This window comes from Rheinheimera sp., assembly GCF_030824435.1.
In the GTDB taxonomy this organism is placed as follows: domain Bacteria; phylum Pseudomonadota; class Gammaproteobacteria; order Enterobacterales; family Alteromonadaceae; genus Pararheinheimera.
Genome location: NZ_JAVBXS010000043.1, coordinates 1 through 17,854 on the forward strand (window position 1 = coordinate 1; position 17,854 = coordinate 17,854).

Consider the following 17,854-nt stretch of genomic DNA (forward strand, 5'->3'; position numbering starts at 1 on the left):
TAAACAATATTATTCAGAAATGACTTCCAACCTTAAAAGTAGTGAAATTCACCAAAACTAAAAAGTGGTTTTTTTAACCACTTTTTAGTTTTAAATTTATTCTGGTACTTTTGCCAAAGCAGCCAGCATCACTTCCGGGCCGCTGGAAGCTAAATGCCCAACTTCACTTAAGTGTCTACGCCACTGTCTGGCGCCGGTAACGCCCTGGAAAATACCCAACATATGCCGGGCTATATGCCAGAATCTTGCGCCTTCAGTCATTTGTTGTTCGATATAAGGCAACATCTCACGCACAACCTGATGCGGTGTCAGCAGCGCACGTTCATCGCCATAAATAGCTGCGTCTATCTGATTTAAAAACAAAGGATTGGTATAAGCTTCCCGCCCTACCATCACGCCGTCGACATACTTCAGATGTTCGAGGCAGTCTTCAAGCGTTTTTACGCCGCCGTTAATGCTGATCTGAAGCTCTGGAAAATCCTTTTTCAGCTGATAAACTCTTGGATAATCAAGCGGTGGGATTTCGCGATTTTCTTTTGGGCTTAGCCCTTTTAACCAGGCTTTACGGGCATGCACAATAAAATCGCTACAACCAGCATCAGCAATAGTGCCGACAAAGTCGACTAAAAACTGATAACTATCAAGCTCATCAATACCAATCCGGCTTTTGACTGTGACTGGGATATCAACCACCTGACGCATTCTGTCAACACATTCAGCCACCAAAGCCGGTTTTTCCATCAAACAAGCGCCAAACATACCGTTTTGCACTCTGTCAGACGGGCAACCTACGTTGATGTTAATAGCGTCATAACCACGTTGCTGACACATGATGGCACTTTTTACCATAGCCTCCGGATCCGAACCGCCAAGCTGCACCACCACAGGATGTTCTTCTTCATTAAACGCCAGGTAGTCACCTTGCCCAAAAATCAAAGCCCCTGTTGTGACCATTTCGGTATAAAGCACGGCATGACGGCTGAGCTTGCGATGAAAATAGCGGCAATGGCGATCAGTCCAGTCCAGCATTGGGGCAATTGAAAATTTGTGGTCCACAGCGTTCTCCAAAAAAAGGCCGGCTATTTTACCCCGAAGCAAACAAACTTTCTGCGTTTTTACGCTCTTTAAGGCCAGCTTTTGTATGGTACACTTCCTAAGCTACTGCCAAAAAAGGTAAATCTGATTTATGTCCATTGAATCACTGGTCCAGCGGGCCCGTCACATTTGTGAGCACAACGGTGCACGTTTTACCTCCATTCGTGAAAAGGTATTTCGTTTGCTGGCACAAACTCAATCTGGTGTTGGTGCTTACGAACTGCTGGAACAGCTAAAACAAACCGAACCAGCGGCAAAACCGGCCACTATCTACCGGGCACTGGATTTCCTGACTGAACAAGGTTTTATTCATAAAATTGAATCCAGCAACGCCTTTTTGTTGTGTCATCATTTTGAACATCACCACCCGGCACAGCTGCTGATTTGTCAGCAATGTGGCCATGTTGAAGAATTACATTCAAAACTGCTGCAACAAGAGTTTGCCAGTTTGGCCAGTGCAGAAGGTTTTGTGATTCAGCAACAAACAATTGAAGCCCGTGGCCTTTGCCGTCGTTGTATCACCACAAAACCGGCAGAAACATTGGTGAAGCTAAATCATTGTGAATAAATAAGGCTGCAACTGAAAATAGTTGATAACAGTGGAAACTATCTCAAAAACAAAGAGCTAGACTTGTTTATTCTTTAAAATCTGCCTAACCTTACCGTCATGGCCAGCTCCAGCAACGCAAATTTATTCGATGGGTCCATTAAATGAATGTTGAGTATGTAAATCCATTTTTGTCGTCTTTGGTCAATGTGTTAAGCACTATGGCCAACACTACTATTGTGCCTGGCCAGCCGCGCATTAAAAAGGATGAAGTTGCCCGTGGTGATGTCTCAGGTTTGATTGGCATGATAGGTCCACAAACCAAAGGTTCATTTTCTGTTAGTTTTGAAGAATCACTTGCACTGGAAATTATGTTTCGGATGCTGGGCGAAAAACCCAAATCTATTAATGAAGAAGTGACAGATATGGTCGGTGAAATCACCAATATGGTGACTGGCGGCGCTAAACGTATTCTGGGTGAAAAGGGTTATGAATTTAGTATGGCCACCCCTGTGGTGGTGTCTGGCAAAGGCCATACCATCACCCATAAATGTGATGGTCCAAAAATTCTGATGCCTTTTGATTCAGACTTTGGCAAAGTGCATATTGAAGTCAGTTTTGATAATCCAAAATAACGGATTTACTGATAATAAAAAGCCGACTTAAAGTCGGCTTTTTATTTTTTAACTTTTTACCCGCTGACAGTCGCATGCCAGAATACTGCAATAACAGCATCAAAACCTACCTGACAACATAACTTCGCGGCTTATCCGGCGTTATCACCGATATAACGCAGTTGCACTCTGCTGGTGATATTACACAGCAATTCATAAGGAATGGTCTGCACCAGCTCCGCTATTTCTTCAACAGCCAGCTGCTCACCCCAAAGGATCACCTGATCGCCAATATTCACCGGGTGTGCGCCTATATCAACAGTGGTCATATCCATCGAAACCCGGCCGACAATAGGATACCTTTTGCCGTTAATCAGCACCGGCGTGCCGCTGGGGGCATTGCGTGGGTAACCATCACCATAGCCTATAGCCACTACCGCAAGACGGGTGTCATTTGGTGCTGTCCAGCTGGCACCATAACCTACAGCATCGCCTTTTTTCACATCCCGCACTGCAATCACTGAACTGCTAAACGTCATCACTGGCCGCAGCTGATGTTGCGCCGAACGACCAGCCACCATAGGCGATACACCATATAATGCCAATCCGGGCCGCACCCAGTCACCGTGACTTTGTGGCCAGGCTAAAACTCCTGCTGAGTTGGCAATAGACAACTCGCCTTCACAGCCCTTGATCAGCTCTGAAAACAAATCCAGCTGACGTCGTGTCGCCGGATTATCCGGCTCATCAGCACAGGCAAAATGGGTCATCAGCCGCAGTGGTTTTAATACATTCGGGCTTGCCATCAATTGCTGATATACCTGCTGAAATTCAGCCGGGTAAATGCCTAACCTGTGCATACCACTGTCAATTTTTAACCAGACATGCACCGGCGCTTCAAGTTCAGCGTTTAACAAAGCCTCCACCTGCGAGCTGTGGTGCACCACCACTTGCAAATTTGAAGCAACTATTTGCGGCAGCTCATCGGCATGAAAAAAACCTTCCAGCAGCACTATAGGTTTCACAATACCACCGGCACGCAGCATCAGGGCTTCGTCAATCCGGGCAACACCAAAAGCACCGGCGGCTTTGAGCTGTTCAGCAACAGCCAATAAACCATGGCCATAAGCATTGGCTTTGAGCACAGCCAGAATTTTACTTTTTGGTGCAATGGTCTGAATATGCTGAAAGTTTTGTGCAAGCGCATCAACATTAATTTGCGCTATCGGACGCCGGCTCATTAATACTCATCCTCAAAACGGGCAGAGCCTGCGTAATTATCAAACCGGGAATAACGACCATGGAAAGTCAGCCGCACCCGCCCTATTGGGCCGTTCCTTTGTTTACCTATAATGACTTCTGCTGTGCCTTTGTCCGGACTGTCTTCGTGATATACCTCATCACGGTAGATAAACATAATAAGGTCGGCGTCCTGCTCGATAGAACCCGATTCACGTAAATCTGAGTTCACCGGCCTTTTGTCTGCCCTTTGTTCCAGCGAGCGGTTTAACTGCGACAGCGCTACCACCGGCACTTTTAATTCTTTCGCCAGCGCCTTGAGTGATCGGGAAATTTCGGCAATTTCCAGCGTCCGGTTTTCAGAAAGACCAGGCACCGTCATCAATTGCAGGTAGTCGACCATAATCATACTCAGGCCACCATGTTCACGCGCAATACGACGGGCGCGGGAGCGCACTTCAGTCGGCGTCAGGCCGGATGCATCATCGATATACATCTTGCCTTTGCTGTTTAAAAGTTCAATGGCCGACGACAAACGCGCCCAATCTTCATCATCCAGTTGGCCTGTTCGTACTTTGGTTTGATCAATACGGCCTAAAGATGCCAGCATCCTCATCATAATTTGTTCGGATGGCATCTCTAAACTAAAGATAAGCACCGGTTTATCACTGCTCATGGCTGCGTGTTCGCAGAGGTTCATTGCAAAAGTGGTTTTACCCATTGAAGGTCGGGCCGCAACAATAATCAGATCCGACGGTTGCATACCGTTGGTCATTTTATCTAAATCCTGATAACCGGTGGACACGCCAGTGATACCGCCAGCGCTTGGATTACGAAACAACGCATCAATTTTATCAATGGTTTTGGCCAGAATACTATGAATAGCCTCAGGGCCTTCATTGGCATTGGCACGCTGCTCGGCAATTTTAAATACTTTGGTTTCGGCAAAATCCAACAGCTGTGCGCTGTCGCGGCCTTGCGGGTCATAACCGGCGTCGGCAATGTCATGCGCCACCGCTATCATGTCTCGTACCACAGCCCGCTCACGCACTATGTCAGCGTAAGCCAGAATATTGGCAGCACTTGGGGTGTTTTTGGCAATTTCCCCTAAATAGGCAAAACCACCGACATCATCCAGCTGCTGATTACGCTCCAGCCATTCAGAAACGGTAATTAAGTCAATCGGCTGATTGGCTTCGGCTATGCCTGTCATGGCCTGGAAAATATATTTATGCGCACGCAGGTAAAAATCGTGCTCCACCACTTTTTCAGCGACTCTGTCCCAGGCGTTATTATCCAACATCAAACCGCCCAGCACCGACTGTTCAGCCTCAATCGAATGTGGCGGCATTTTCACTGCAGCGACCTGGCTGTCTTGCTGATACTTATCTTTTTGATATTTATCTTTTGAAAATCGTTCTTTTGGATTTGCCATAACACCGGAATTTATTGCTTATGGTTGGCCAGAATAGCCAACACCAGAATGTGGTTCAATTGCGCCATAGCCTAGCATTTTTCCGAAACTGAAGCAGTTGGAAAAATAATAAAGTTGGCAGATATTTTTTAATGCAGAAACAACAGAACAAAGAATAAAAATAATGCGGGAAAAGCGGGAGAAGATTCAGGCACAGTGCAGAACACTGTGCCTGAAAGCGCAATTAAGCTTCTGCTACTACAACCAGTTTAACGGTTGCTGTCACTTCAGCGTGTAATTGCAGGTCGATGTCGAAAGAACCAGTGTCACGCAGAGTGCCATTTGGTAATTTAACTTCGGCCTTAGATACAGCAACACCGGCTTCAGTGATCGCATCAGCGATATCACGGGTACCGATAGAACCGAACAGTTTGCCTTCGTCACCCGCTTTAGCAGCGATAGTCACTTCAGCCAGTTCAGCTAATTTAGCTGCACGTTCTTGCGCGGCGTTCAGGTTAGCAACCAGTTTGGCTTCTAACTCAGCACGGCGTGCTTCGAATTTTTCCAGGTTAGCTTTGGTCGCTGGAACTGCTTTTCCTTGTGGGAATAAGAAGTTACGGGCATAACCAGATTTAACAACTACTTTGTCGCCTAAACCACCAAGGTTAGCAACTTTATCCAACAGAATGATATCCATTGTTTAATCCTCTCAGTATCGGTTGAACCAGGCTTATGCGTGTGAATCGCTGTACGGCAGCAGAGCCAGGTAGCGGGCGCGTTTGATGGCGCGGGCTAATTGACGCTGATACTTAGCGCTGGTACCAGTGATACGGCTAGGAACAATTTTGCCACTTTCAGTGACATAATTTTTTAAAGTAGCGGTATCTTTGTAGTCGATCTCTTGCACGCCTTCGGCAGAGAAACGGCAGAATTTACGGCGACGGAAATAACGAGCCATGAACTTTCTCCTAACTTAAAATTTCAATTCGTTGGGCATGGAGGACAAGCTTCGCCTGACCACTCGGGCTCTGATGACGGTTTAAAAAGCCTGCCACCCGAACCACACTACCCTGCATCAAATTGTGAGTTTGTCTGCACAACTCACCTGCTACCACAACCTGAAGTCGTACGTAACTGGCTCTGTTGTATCCGGCTTCCTGCTGCATCGACTTGTGTTCAAGTGACAAATGCATATGCGGGACACCGGCTGGACTTTCGCTTCGGTCAGGTTGGCGGCAAATGACGCCAGTGATGACCAGGCAGTTGTCCATCAGCAATTACTCGTCGTTTGCAACCTGCTCGTCAGAATCACGAGGAGCACGTTCACGACGTTCGTCACGTACCTTGGCCATTGGTGATGGCTCAGTCACAGCACCGTTAGTGCGCATGATCAGGTTACGCAGAACTGCGTCGTTGAAACGGAAGTTAGTTTCCAGTTCATCGATCACTGACTGTGGTGCTTCTACGTTCAGCAGAACATAGTGAGCTTTGTGCAGCTTCTCGATTGGGTAAGCCAGTTGACGACGACCCCAGTCTTCCAGACGGTGGATAGAACCACCCGCTTCTTTAATCGCACCTGTATAACGTTCGATCATACCTGGTACTTGTTCACTCTGATCCGGGTGAACCATAAACACGATTTCGTAATGACGCATGGTAGCTCCTTACGGTTAGTTAGCCTCGGGTGAGCTCGACCAGACTCGCATAGAGGCAAGGAACGTTGGTTGAACGGTCGAAGGGTGCGTATTCTACGGACTCAATGCGCTAAAAACAAGCAAAGAATGTATTTTGCTGAAGATATCTCTCAGCCATAAAACCACGGAAAATCAGTGGATTTCTGTGGTTTTATGCAGAGTTTTATTGAAAGTTGTATTGAACGTTTTATCAGAGGCTTGCTGGAAGTTCTGGTTAGTGCTTTGTTTTCTGCTTTGCCAGTCACACAGACTCAGTTGCAACTGAGCCTGTCCAACAACAAAAGCTGTCGGCTAAAGATTATTTAGCCTGACGCTGGCGCACTGCTTCGTATAAACAAATGCCGGTAGCAACTGACACGTTTAAGCTTGAAACAGCACCAAACATTGGGATTTTCACCAATGAGTCACAAGATTCTTTGGTTAAACGGCGCAGACCGTCCCCTTCAGCGCCCATCGCCAGCGCTATCGGGCCTTTCAGCTCTGCCTGATAAATAGTGGTTTCGGTTTCACCTGCCGCGCCAAGCACCCAAACACCAGCGTCCTGTAACTGGCGGATAGTGCGGGCAAGGTTGGTCACGTTGATAAAAGGCACAGACTCAGCGGCACCACAGGCCACTTTACGCACTACAGCGGTCAGCTTCACTGAACGGTCTTTGGGTGCTATCACGGCATGCACACCAGCGGCATCTGCCGAACGTAAAATAGCGCCTAAGTTATGTGGGTCGGTAATGCCATCTAAAATCAGCAAAAATGGCGCTGCTTCGCGCTCTATGATACGGGCTAAATCAGATTCATCCCCGGCATCATGTAATCTGGCTTTGGCAACAACGCCTTGATGCTGCGCACCGTTTACTTTATCGTCCAGCGTTTTACGGTTGCAAAACTGCACTGAAACACCTGACTTACGGGCCAGCTGAATTACAGGCTGCATCCGCTGATCTTCACGGTCTTTGAGCACAAACAATTCCAGCACATCTTCCGGCGCTCTTTCCATAAAGGCGCTTACTGCGTGGATCCCAAAAACGTAATCTGTGCTCATAACCTATTCCTGCAATATCAGCAGCACACGCTGCGATAAAAATAAAAACAAACGCCTGGAAATCCAGGCGTTGGTAAAAGTGCGGTTAGTGTAGCAAATACGCAATGCTGCGTCATTGCCCATCACCGCCACAAGGGTTCAACCTTTGTTTATTTGCGTTTGCGTGGTGCTTTTGGTTTACCGCTGCCAGCTTTTGCTGCTGGCTTGCCCGCTGTTTTGGCGCCGGTTTTACTTTTGCTGCCACTACGCCCTACTTTGGTTTTACCAGGACGGGCTGTTGGATCTGCCATAGCACGGCCTTTTTTCTGGCTAAAACCTTTGTTTGCTTTTTCTGCCGCGGTTTTATCACCAGCTTTGCCCAGATTTGACGTCATGCGTTTGCCCAGATGTTTCGGGCTGCCGGCTATACCTAAGTCAATTTTGCGCGCTTCAAGATTCACTGCCAGCACTTTGACTTCAATCAAATCACCCATACGGTAACTTTGATTACTGTGCTCGCCTACAAGTACCTGACGCTCTACATCAAAGTGGTAATAGTCGTTTGGTAATGAAGTGACATGCACCAGACCTTCAATATAAAGGTCGCTCAAACGCACAAATAAACCAAAGTTGGTGACAGTTGACACCACACCAGGGAATTCAGCGCCGATATGGTCCTGCATATATTCACATTTGAGCCAATCCGACACTTCGCGGGTGGCGTCATCGGCGCGGCGTTCGGTCATTGAACATTGCTCACCCAACGGTACCATTTGCTCAGGTGTATAAGAGCGCGCACCTGTAGTGTGTTCACCCTGCTTTTTCAGCAGCGATTTAATCACCCGGTGTAATAACAAATCCGGGTAACGGCGGATGGGCGAGGTGAAATGCGAATAGGCTTCCAGCGCCAGACCAAAGTGACCCAGGTTTTCCGGTTGATACACTGCTTGTTTCATTGAACGCAGCATAGTGGTTTCAATCAGTTCTTTGTCCGGTCTGTCCTGCAGCTTTTGCAATAAATGCATCAGCTCAAGCGGTGTAGGTTCACTGGGTAAATCTGCACTGATGCCAAGCTCGGCCAGGAAACGTTTAAAGTTGGCAAAACGGTCAGCATCCGGCTGTTCGTGCACACGGTATAAAGCAGCTGCTTCGGCTTTTTCCACCAGCTGAGCTGAAGCCACGTTGGCCAAAATCATACATTCTTCAATGATTTTATGAGCTTCGTTACGGTGCACTGGCACTATTTGTTCAATTTTACGATGGCTGTTAAAAATAAACCGGGTTTCAACAGTTTCAAATTCGATAGCACCCCGCACAGCCCGTACTTTGGCCATTTGTTTGTACAGCGAATACAGGTTGTCGAGGTTGGTCAGGTTGCTTTCATATTGCTGACGCAGTTCAACATCACCTTGCAAAATAGCATGTACTTTGTTGTAGGTCAGACGCGCTTTGGAGTGCATCACAGCTTCATAAAACTTTGAGCTGCCAAGTTTACCCTGCGGGCTGATATGCATTTCAGCAACAAAACATAAGCGGTCGGTGTGAGGATTCAGCGAACACAAACCGTTGGACAATACTTCCGGCAGCATCGGCAACACGTGATCAGGGAAATACACTGAGTTACCACGTTCCAGCGCTTCTCTATCCAGAGGCGTGTCCGGTAATACATAAGCGGTGACGTCGGCAATAGCCACCCATAAATGCCAGCCACCATCGTCTTTACGTTCACAATAAACGGCATCGTCAAAGTCGCGGGCGTCTTCACCGTCTATTGTTAATAAACCTAATTCAGTTAAATCAACCCGGCCTGCTTTGGCGTCCTGTGGTACTTCTTTGCCATAACCTGCCACTTGTTTTTCCACAGCTTCAGAAAATTTATGCGGCAGCTGATGGTTGCGGATGGCCACTTCAATCTCCATACCAGGCGCCATATGGTCGCCCAATACTTCAATCACTTTACCTACAGCGTTGACCCGCTTGGACGGACGCTGGGTCACTTCAGCCAGTACAATCTGGCCATGGCGCGCTGCGCCTTCTTCACCGGCAGGAATGACAATATCCTGGGTTATACGCGGATCTTCCGGCACCACAACGGCCAGCGCAAAATCTTTAAAATACCGGCCAACAATGGGCTCGCTGCGTGGGGTGAGTACCCGCACTATACGGGCTTCTACTTTGTCTTTGCCTTTAATCTCGCCGGCACTTGCCAGCACCACATCACCATGTAACAGGCGCTGCATATCAAAATTCTGGATGTACCAGTCCGGCCCACCTTGTTCCAGCTTTAAAAAGCCAAAACCATCACGGTGACCAATAACTGTGCCTTTCACTAAATCCAAATCATCCACCAGGCCATAACGTTTGGTTTTGGTGAACAATAACTGGCCGTCACGTTCCATAGCACGCAGGCGTTTTTTCAGCGCAAATAAATGATCTTCACCTTCGAGTTTTAGTTCAGTAACTAACTCTTCGAAGTAGGCAGGCTGCTGACGCTGTTTGATGTGCTCGAGGATAAATTCGCGGCTTGGAATGGGGTTTTCATATTTTTCTTGCTCACGCGCAAGATGCGGATCTTTGATCGTCATGGATTCTCTTCATTACTAAAACTCCGGCAAGTGTAACAGCCTGCCGATGTTTTTTCACTGCCGCTGTTGTTTTAAGCAACAATACAGCATAAAGGCAGCTGTTATAAGGGTTGTTTTGCTCTGGCAAGCACTGCGCCCGGCATTTTTCCGGCAAGACCTGCAAGCGCTTTTTGAATACGCTGATGCATATTTTTGTCGGCTGTCACTGAATGATGTAACCAACGATACACAGTTTCGTAGTCAACCGGACTGCCGCTACCGCCCAGCAATAACTCGGCAAGGCGGATTTGGGCATTCAGATTACCCATGCTGCCAGCTTCAAACAAATAATGTTGGGCTTTGGTTAAATCTTTTTGCACAAATTTGCCTTGTTGATAATAACGGCCAATTTGTTCCAACGCTTCCGGCAAGCCCTGAGCGGCAGCGGCTTGCATCAAATCCCAGCCTCTTTCAACATTGGCCGGCACACAAACACCATAAGCCAGCATATCGCCAAATAAAAACTGATAAGAAGGTAATTTCATAATATCAGCACGAGCTTCAATATCTTTTACCAGCTGACAGTCGTCTGATTTCACCCGTTTTAAATGTTGGTTTTGCCGGATCAGTTGCAACAATTCGTCCTGAGTATAAAGCTGCACCACTTGCAACTCTGCTGTACTAACCTGCGCCCATGCCGTGGCGGGCATCAGCAGACACAAGGCAAGATATACAACGGATAATTTGTTCATCGACCACAACTCCAAAAACACAACTTTTATTGTATAGGTTTTATACAAGCAGTGTGCCAGCTTAAATCTAAAACCGGAATCTTTGTAATATCGGCCAGCAAAGGCATTTCCTGAAGAGCAAAAGGAACATTTTCAGTTTTTACTGCGATTGCCAAAAACTGCGCCGGCTTTTTGCTCCTGCAACGCCGGCATACCGTACCTCCTGTACATCGCCGGCTTTTTGCTCCTGCAACGCCGACATACCGTACCTCCTGTACATAAATAAAAAACGCTGCACAAGGCAGCGTTTTTTTGGTGTTGCATACTTTTATTTAAGCAAAAGGATGCAGCAATACAATAGTTTGTACCCGGTCCGGGCCTGTTGAAACGATATCAATAGGCACACCAGTCACAACTTCCAGACGTTTGATATAGTCACGCGCCTGTTGTGGTAAACCATCCAGAGTCTGTACACCAAAGGTAGATTCAGACCAGCCTGGCATAGTTTCGTAGATTGGCGTCACCAGCTCGTAACCTTCAGCAGCCATAGGCGGCACATCAGTCACAGAACCGTCTTGCTGACGATAACCCACACAAATTTTCACTTCTTTCAGGCCATCTAATACGTCTAACTTGGTCAGACAGAAACCTGAAATGCTGTTTAATTGCACGGCACGACGTACTGCAACAGCGTCAAACCAGCCACAACGGCGTTTACGGCCTGTGGTTGCGCCAAATTCATGACCTTTGACACCTAAGTGTTCGCCAACTTCACAATCAAGTTCAGTCGGGAATGGGCCAGAACCAACACGGGTGGTATAAGCTTTGACAATACCCAGTACATAATCGATGTAACGTGGGCCAAAACCGGCACCAGTGGCAACTCCACCAGCAGTGGTGTTTGACGAAGTTACATAAGGATAAGTACCGTGGTCGATATCCAATAACGTACCCTGAGCACCTTCAAACATAATTTCCTGGCCGGCCTTACGGGCCTTGTCCAGTAAATCTGTTACATCAACTACCATTGACTTCAGTGTCGCAGCCATAGAAAGCGCGTTGTCTAAAGTTGTCTGGAAATCGATAGGATCCAGTTTGTAATACTGAGTCAGCGTGAAGTTATGCAACTCCATCAGAACTTTCAGTTTTTCCGCAAACAGTTCAGGATTAAATAAATCACCAACACGTAAACCACGGCGGGCAACTTTGTCTTCATAGGCTGGGCCTATGCCACGGCCAGTAGTACCGATTTTTTTATCACCACGGGCTGCTTCGCGGGCCACGTCCAATGCAACGTGGAATGGGAGGATCAGGGGACAAGCTTCGCTGATCAACAGACGCTCTTTTACCGGAACGCCACGCTGTTCAAGCATGGTCATTTCTTTTAAAAAGGCTTCAGGAGACAGCACAACGCCATTACCAATCACACATTTTACGTTTGCACGCAAAATGCCTGACGGGATCAAGTGCAACACGGTTTTTTCACCGTCAATCACCAGTGTATGGCCGGCATTGTGCCCGCCCTGGTAACGCACTACATAGCTAGCCTTGTCGGTTAATAAATCGACGATTTTACCTTTTCCTTCGTCACCCCATTGGGTGCCGAGCACTACAACGTTTTTGGCCATGGTTCCTACATCATGGAAAAAAATTAGGCGGGGATTCTACCAAAATAAAACACAAAGTTCAGCCGCAAGGGCAAAAAAAAACCAGCTGATTTTTCAGCTGGTTGAATTTATTCAGTATTCGGGCAAATTTATTATCGGCAGACGTCTAAACTTCTTTGCTTTTAAAGTAAAAACAGGTAAATCAGCCCCGCCATACCACAAAGCACAGCCCCCACCTGACGTAAACCTGAAGCCGGCTCTTCGCTCAGCCTGCGAAGATAAGAGCGCCACTTATTGGGAAACAACAAAGGCCCTATCCCTTCCAGCAATAACACCAAAGCTATTGATTGCCATAGAATCTCCATCACTCACCTCTTCGCAGGCTCAGACAAGATAAATCGTAGTCGCTGGCATCATGATAAAGCGCAAAACCAAAACGCAGCCGGTCGCCTCTGTAGTCGGTATGAATGCCATGTTGTTTTAAATAAGCGGAAAGCTCCGCTACTTTCGCTGCGTTTTCCAGCCTGAAGGTGAAAAAGTGGCCGTGGTTCTGAAGATCAGTACAAAGCAGCTGCTGCTCGTTTAACAGCGGATGTTGTTGCGCTTTAAGCTCAGCCAAAAAAGCCTGTTGCAGCTGCTGCACATGCCGATGCACAACTGCCACGCTGATGCCTTCAGCGGCGTATAAATCCAGCACTGCTTCCAGCCGGTATAAAGCGGTAAAGTCCATGGTAGCACCGGCAAACTGGTAACCGTCGCTGCTGTATTGCACCTTGCTTGTTTTGGCATCGGCCAAAGTGCCAAATTCGGCAAACCAACCGGTATATAAAGGCCTGAACTTGTTGTTTTTTGGCACCAGCATAAAACAACAACCTTCACCACCCTGGGCATATTTGTAAGAACCGGCCAGATAAAAAATCCGGCCTTCCAGCGCTTCGAGATTGGTGGGTAGCGCCATAAAACCATGATAACCATCAATGGCAATAGTGGCTTTGCACGCTGCTTCTATTGTGCTGACAAAAGCCGTTAAATCAGCAATGGCCAAACCCGAGTTAAAAAACACCTGACTGCAAAAGACTAAATCTGGTTGTAACTTTTGTGCAGCTTCAGCAAAACGTGTGGTGAAATCGACAAAAGGTAAAGTTTCCACCTGCACCAGTTCAATCTGGGGCAATTCAGCCAGACGTTTAATTTGCCGGCTAAAACTATGAAACTCACTGTCAGTGGTTAAAATTTTAACGGGTTTTGTCCAGTCAAAACAGCTGAGGAGTCGAAACAGCAGTTCATGGGTATTGGGTGCAAATACCAGTTGTTCATGGTGTTGCAGCCCTAAAATACCGGCAATCTGTTGTTGCACCTTCGGTACTTTTTCGCCAAACACCAAACCCCATTTATCGTCCACCAGCCGGGCGCTGTCGTCCCAATATTGCAAAGCAGCACTTCGGGTAACATCAGGCCAATAATGGTGTGAATGACAGGCAAAATGCTGCACGCCAGGATTCGCATTTAAAAACCCCTGATAAAACTTTTTATAACTCATATTTTGCTCCGCTCACCGGCTTTTGCTGCAAGGCCGGAAATTCCAGATCTTGTCCATAAACAAAAGGCGCCCGCAGGCGCCTTTTAAACAATCAAACTATCAGTTCTTTTGTTGTGATTTCATGTATTGGAAGAAATCACTGTCTGGCTGTACCACCAGAATGTCTGACTTGCTGTTGAAGCTACGGTTGTAGGCTTCTAAGCTTCTGACAAAACTGAAGAATTCAGCATTTTTGTTGTAAGCTTCGGCATAGACCTTAGCGGCAAGGGCGTCACCTTCACCACGGGTGGTACGTGAATTACGCTCTGCTTCTGCCACCATGACAGTGACACGGGCATCCACATCAGCACGGATAATTTCTGCCTGCTCCATACCGCGGGCACGGTGCTCTTTGGCCACAGCAGTCCGTTCTGCACGCATGCGCTGGAAAATATTGTTGCTGATTTCATCCGGCAGGTTAATTTTTTTCACCCGCACATCCAGAATTTCAATACCCAGCTCTTCTGAACCTTTGCCAGCTTGCGCCAAAGCCCGGGTCATCAATTCTGTACGTTCACCTGAAACGATTTGCTGAATAGTTCTGGTACCAAACTCAGTACGTAAACCGTTGTTAATGTATTGTTTTAACAGGTTTTCAGCTCTGTCAGTGCGACCGCCTGTTGATAAATAATACTTACCAAAGTCTTTGATACGCCATTTCACGTAACTATCAACCAATAAGTCTTTTTTCTCAGCAGTGACAAAACGGTCGGCCGGATCGTCCAGCGTCTGTACTTTGGCATCCAGCGTACGCACGTTTTCAATCATTGGCAGTTTAAAATGCAAACCAGGTTCAAACACCACAACAGCACCAGCAGCGTCACGCTGAATTTTGCTGAACTGGAATACAATACCGCGTTCACCTTCCTGCACCACAAATACGGACGAATAAACGACAATGGCAACCAGCGCCAGCAGCGCTAACATAAAGTTTTTCATCGATTAACCCCTTCCTGCACGGTTGCTGTCAGTACGCGGTGTATCAATACGGCTGTCGGTACTGCGCGGCTCCGGTAATGTTAAACGTTGTTCAGTGCCGATAGACTTAGTGGCGGCGCCATTTTGGTTTAACATTTTATCCAATGGTAAATACATAATATTGTTGCCGTTTTTCACATCAACCAACACTTTGGAAGTATTGCCGTACACTTGTTCCATCGTTTCCAGATACAAACGTTCACGGGTAACCTGAGGTGAAGCAATATATTCAGGCAGCAGTTTTTCAAAACGGGCCACTTCACCTTGTGCTTTTAACTGAGATTGCTGTTTATAAGCATCAGCTTCCTGCATCACACGGTTTACCTGACCACGGGCTTTAGGTTCAATTTCACGGGCATAAGCCTGAGCTTCCTGAATAAAGCGTTGTTCATCTTCCTGTGCTGCAATAGCGTCATCAAATGCCGCTTTTACTTCTTCCGGCGGACGGGCATCACGGAAGTTCACATCAACAATTTCCAAACCCAGGTTATAAGGTTTGATAATAGATTCAAGTTCAACCCTGGTGTTCTGCCGAATCAGCTCACGACCTTTGGTCAGCACATCATCCATCATTGAATGACCGACTACATAACGCAAAGCAGCGTCTGTTGCCTGAAGTAAGCTTGAATCCGGATCGACCACAGTAAATTTGTATAAACGTGGATCAGCAACACGGTATTGCACTTCAAAAGTAACACGAACCAGGTTCTGGTCTTGGGTCAGCATAAAACCATCGGTTTTTAATGCCTGTACTGTGCTGATATCTACCGGCAATACTTTATCGATAAAAGTCGGTTTCCAGTTAATACCAGGGTTCACTTCAGCGTGATATTGGCCAAAACGTAAAATAACGCCACGTTCAGATTCTTTAATGGTGTAAATACCGCTGAATAACCAGCCTAATAACGCGACGATCAGCAATAACACCAACACGGCAGAACCACCGCTGTTGTCGCTGGCAGCGCCACCTTTATTGCCACCAAAAATGCCACCGAGCTTTTTGCTCAGGTTGCGGAATACTTCATCCATATCAGGCGGGCCCTGATTACGACCACCCTGATTCCAGGGATCATTGTTTTTGCCGTTATTGCCCGGCTCATTCCAAGCCATACTTCACTCCGTTCTGCTTTTGAGAGTTAAGGTTAATGTATCAAAAAGTCAGGTTCAGACCAGAAAATTTTGTAGCAACCCTTCAGATTGCTTTAATAATCGGGTCCACTGCGGTTTAGCCAGAGCCAGTTTCAGCTGGCAAACGCCGGCTTCATCAAAACTTTCGCTTTGTACCGCACCTATTTCATGTAAACGTGCTCGCCAGGCACTGGCTTCAGGTGGCAATGCCAGCTGCAGCCGTAAAAAACTATCAGATAACAAACTGACAATTGCTTCAAATAATAAGCTGATGCCATTGCCGTCACGGGCTGAGATATAAACAGCAACTGCCACACCCTGATCGTTGTATTCAATACGGGCAGGCTGTCCAACCAGATCGATTTTGTTATACACCATCAGTTGCGGTAGGCCATCAGCCTCTATTTCATGTAATACATGCTGCACCTGGCCGATATTGTCTGCCATCCTGGGATCGGCAGCATCCACCACATGCAATTGCAAATCTGCCTCACGGCTTTCCTGCAAAGTTGATTTAAAAGCAGCCACCAAATCGTGGGGTAAATGCCTGATAAAACCTACAGTGTCGGCAAATATCAGCTGACCAAAATCAGCCACCTTTACCTGGCGCAAGGTTGGATCTAAAGTTGCGAACAATTGATCCGCCGCATACACCTCTGCGCTGGTTAATCGGTTAAACAAGGTCGATTTGCCGGCGTTGGTATAACCCACTAAAGAAATGACTGGTATTTCAGCCCTTTGCCTGGCTTTACGTCCTTGCTCACGCTGTTTACCCACCTTTTCCAGCTTCTGGTGTAAAGCTGAAATCCGGTCACGCAACAAACGTCTGTCAGTTTCCAGCTGCGTTTCACCCGGCCCCCTTAAACCTATACCGCCTTTTTGCCGTTCGTTGTCAAAACCACGGATAAGACGGGATGCCAGATGTTTGAGCTGTGCCAGTTCAACCTGCAGTTTACCTTCGTAACTGCGGGCGCGCTGCGCAAAAATATCCAGAATAAGGGTGGTACGGTCAATCACACGGCATTGAAAAATCCGTTCCAGATTGCGGGTTTGTGCTGGTGTCAGGCTGTGATTAAAAATCACCACAGAAGCTTCGGTAGCTACAACTGCTGCTGCAATTTCCTGTGCTTTGCCGGTACCCACAAATAAACGGGCGTCCACTGTCGAACGGTTGCAGGTAAGCACCGCCACTTCATGGACGCCAGCTGAAGAAACCAACATTTGCAGCTCGTGCAGATCTTCACAAGCGCTTTCTTGCGGAAAATAAACATGCACAAGGATCGCTTGCTCAGCCATAGATTCAGGGTCAAACAAGCGTAAATGTCCTGTGTATTATTCGATTTCGTCCATATCACCGCTGCCTGCACCATGGCTTGCCATGGTATTGACGGCGCGGGCCGGCACTACAGTAGAAATCGCATGTTTATACACCATCTGACTGACAGTGTTTTTTAACAAAATGACAAACTGATCAAAAGACTCGATTTGTCCCTGTAATTTGATCCCATTCACCAGATAAATAGAAACTGGAATACGTTCCCGTCGTAAGGTGTTTAAAAATGGGTCTTGTAAAGATTGGCCCTTTGCCATGTGCCGCTTTCCTTTTTCTTAGTTCTGATTCTTGATATATGGATTATTATATTATT

Annotated in this window: 20 protein-coding genes; 2 read left to right on the top strand and 18 right to left on the bottom strand. The window is 47.0% G+C overall.

Annotated elements, in window-relative coordinates; translation table 11 throughout:
• Positions 1-96: 96 nt before the first annotated feature.
• Positions 97-1,056 (bottom strand): tRNA dihydrouridine(20/20a) synthase DusA, encoded by a 960-nt coding sequence (dusA, locus tag RCH83_RS10395; RefSeq protein ID WP_306521705.1) that lies wholly within the window; start codon positions 1,054-1,056, stop codon positions 97-99.
• 130 nt (positions 1,057-1,186) lie between these two features.
• On the opposite strand from dusA, the gene RCH83_RS10400 reads away from it, so the two are divergent.
• Together RCH83_RS10400 and RCH83_RS10405 are read left to right on the top strand one after the other, a co-directional pair.
• Positions 1,187-1,663 carry a transcriptional repressor gene (locus RCH83_RS10400; protein ID WP_306521707.1) on the top strand — a complete coding sequence of 159 codons (477 nt, stop codon included), beginning with the start codon at positions 1,187-1,189 and terminating at the stop codon, positions 1,661-1,663.
• A 143-nt stretch (positions 1,664-1,806) separates the two neighbouring features.
• Positions 1,807-2,277 carry a chemotaxis protein CheX gene (locus tag RCH83_RS10405; protein ID WP_306521709.1) on the top strand — a complete coding sequence of 157 codons (471 nt, stop codon included), beginning with the start codon at positions 1,807-1,809 and terminating at the stop codon, positions 2,275-2,277.
• A gap of 131 nt (positions 2,278-2,408) precedes the next feature.
• Here the strand turns inward: RCH83_RS10405 and alr are convergent, their stop codons facing one another.
• From alr to hfq, 17 genes are all read right to left on the bottom strand, one after another.
• The gene (gene alr, locus RCH83_RS10410; protein WP_306521711.1) at positions 2,409-3,497 is read right to left on the bottom strand and encodes an alanine racemase; all 1,089 of its coding nucleotides are present in this window, start codon (positions 3,495-3,497) and stop codon (positions 2,409-2,411) included.
• Positions 3,497-4,930: a replicative DNA helicase gene (gene dnaB / locus RCH83_RS10415; RefSeq protein ID WP_306521714.1), complete on the bottom strand. Its 1,434-nt coding sequence runs from the start codon at positions 4,928-4,930 to the stop codon at positions 3,497-3,499. Before dnaB ends, alr begins: the two co-directional genes overlap by 1 nt.
• Before the next feature lie 223 nt (positions 4,931-5,153).
• The gene (gene rplI / locus RCH83_RS10420) at positions 5,154-5,606 is read right to left on the bottom strand and encodes a 50S ribosomal protein L9 (RefSeq protein WP_306521716.1); all 453 of its coding nucleotides are present in this window, start codon (positions 5,604-5,606) and stop codon (positions 5,154-5,156) included.
• A 33-nt stretch (positions 5,607-5,639) separates the two neighbouring features.
• Positions 5,640-5,867, bottom strand: coding sequence for a 30S ribosomal protein S18 (rpsR, locus tag RCH83_RS10425; protein ID WP_031568572.1), 228 nt, complete (start codon positions 5,865-5,867; stop codon positions 5,640-5,642).
• 10 nt (positions 5,868-5,877) lie between these two features.
• Positions 5,878-6,180, bottom strand: coding sequence for a primosomal replication protein N (priB, locus tag RCH83_RS10430; RefSeq protein ID WP_306521720.1), 303 nt, complete (start codon positions 6,178-6,180; stop codon positions 5,878-5,880).
• A 6-nt stretch (positions 6,181-6,186) separates the two neighbouring features.
• Positions 6,187-6,564 (bottom strand): 30S ribosomal protein S6, encoded by a 378-nt coding sequence (gene rpsF / locus RCH83_RS10435; protein ID WP_306521722.1) that lies wholly within the window; start codon positions 6,562-6,564, stop codon positions 6,187-6,189.
• 337 nt (positions 6,565-6,901) lie between these two features.
• On the bottom strand, positions 6,902-7,642 hold the full coding sequence (gene rlmB / locus RCH83_RS10440) for a 23S rRNA (guanosine(2251)-2'-O)-methyltransferase RlmB (RefSeq protein ID WP_306521724.1): 741 nt from the start codon (positions 7,640-7,642) through the stop codon (positions 6,902-6,904).
• A 149-nt stretch (positions 7,643-7,791) separates the two neighbouring features.
• The gene (gene rnr / locus RCH83_RS10445) at positions 7,792-10,206 is read right to left on the bottom strand and encodes a ribonuclease R (protein WP_306521726.1); all 2,415 of its coding nucleotides are present in this window, start codon (positions 10,204-10,206) and stop codon (positions 7,792-7,794) included.
• A gap of 101 nt (positions 10,207-10,307) precedes the next feature.
• The gene (locus tag RCH83_RS10450) at positions 10,308-10,937 is read right to left on the bottom strand and encodes a tetratricopeptide repeat protein (protein ID WP_306521728.1); all 630 of its coding nucleotides are present in this window, start codon (positions 10,935-10,937) and stop codon (positions 10,308-10,310) included.
• Between the two features lie 26 nt (positions 10,938-10,963).
• Positions 10,964-11,092 (bottom strand): hypothetical protein, encoded by a 129-nt coding sequence (locus RCH83_RS10455; RefSeq protein ID WP_306521730.1) that lies wholly within the window; start codon positions 11,090-11,092, stop codon positions 10,964-10,966.
• Positions 11,093-11,248: 156 nt separating this feature from the next.
• Entirely contained in the window at positions 11,249-12,544 is a 1,296-nt protein-coding gene (locus RCH83_RS10460; protein WP_306521732.1) for an adenylosuccinate synthase, read from the bottom strand.
• 161 nt (positions 12,545-12,705) lie between these two features.
• The gene (locus RCH83_RS10465; RefSeq protein WP_306521734.1) at positions 12,706-12,888 is read right to left on the bottom strand and encodes a DUF2065 domain-containing protein; all 183 of its coding nucleotides are present in this window, start codon (positions 12,886-12,888) and stop codon (positions 12,706-12,708) included.
• Positions 12,888-14,063 (bottom strand): aminotransferase class V-fold PLP-dependent enzyme, encoded by a 1,176-nt coding sequence (locus RCH83_RS10470; RefSeq protein WP_306521736.1) that lies wholly within the window; start codon positions 14,061-14,063, stop codon positions 12,888-12,890. The genes RCH83_RS10465 and RCH83_RS10470 overlap by 1 nt, the downstream gene beginning before the upstream one ends.
• Before the next feature lie 99 nt (positions 14,064-14,162).
• Entirely contained in the window at positions 14,163-15,041 is an 879-nt protein-coding gene (gene hflC / locus RCH83_RS10475; RefSeq protein WP_306521739.1) for a protease modulator HflC, read from the bottom strand.
• Positions 15,042-15,044: 3 nt separating this feature from the next.
• Positions 15,045-16,190, bottom strand: coding sequence for an FtsH protease activity modulator HflK (hflK, locus tag RCH83_RS10480; protein ID WP_306521741.1), 1,146 nt, complete (start codon positions 16,188-16,190; stop codon positions 15,045-15,047).
• Positions 16,191-16,244: 54 nt separating this feature from the next.
• Positions 16,245-17,522 carry a ribosome rescue GTPase HflX gene (gene hflX, locus RCH83_RS10485; protein WP_306521743.1) on the bottom strand — a complete coding sequence of 426 codons (1,278 nt, stop codon included), beginning with the start codon at positions 17,520-17,522 and terminating at the stop codon, positions 16,245-16,247.
• Between the two features lie 18 nt (positions 17,523-17,540).
• Complete coding sequence (gene hfq / locus RCH83_RS10490) at positions 17,541-17,798, bottom strand: RNA chaperone Hfq (protein ID WP_260658239.1); 258 nt, start codon at positions 17,796-17,798, stop codon at positions 17,541-17,543.
• Positions 17,799-17,854 lie beyond the last annotated feature (56 nt).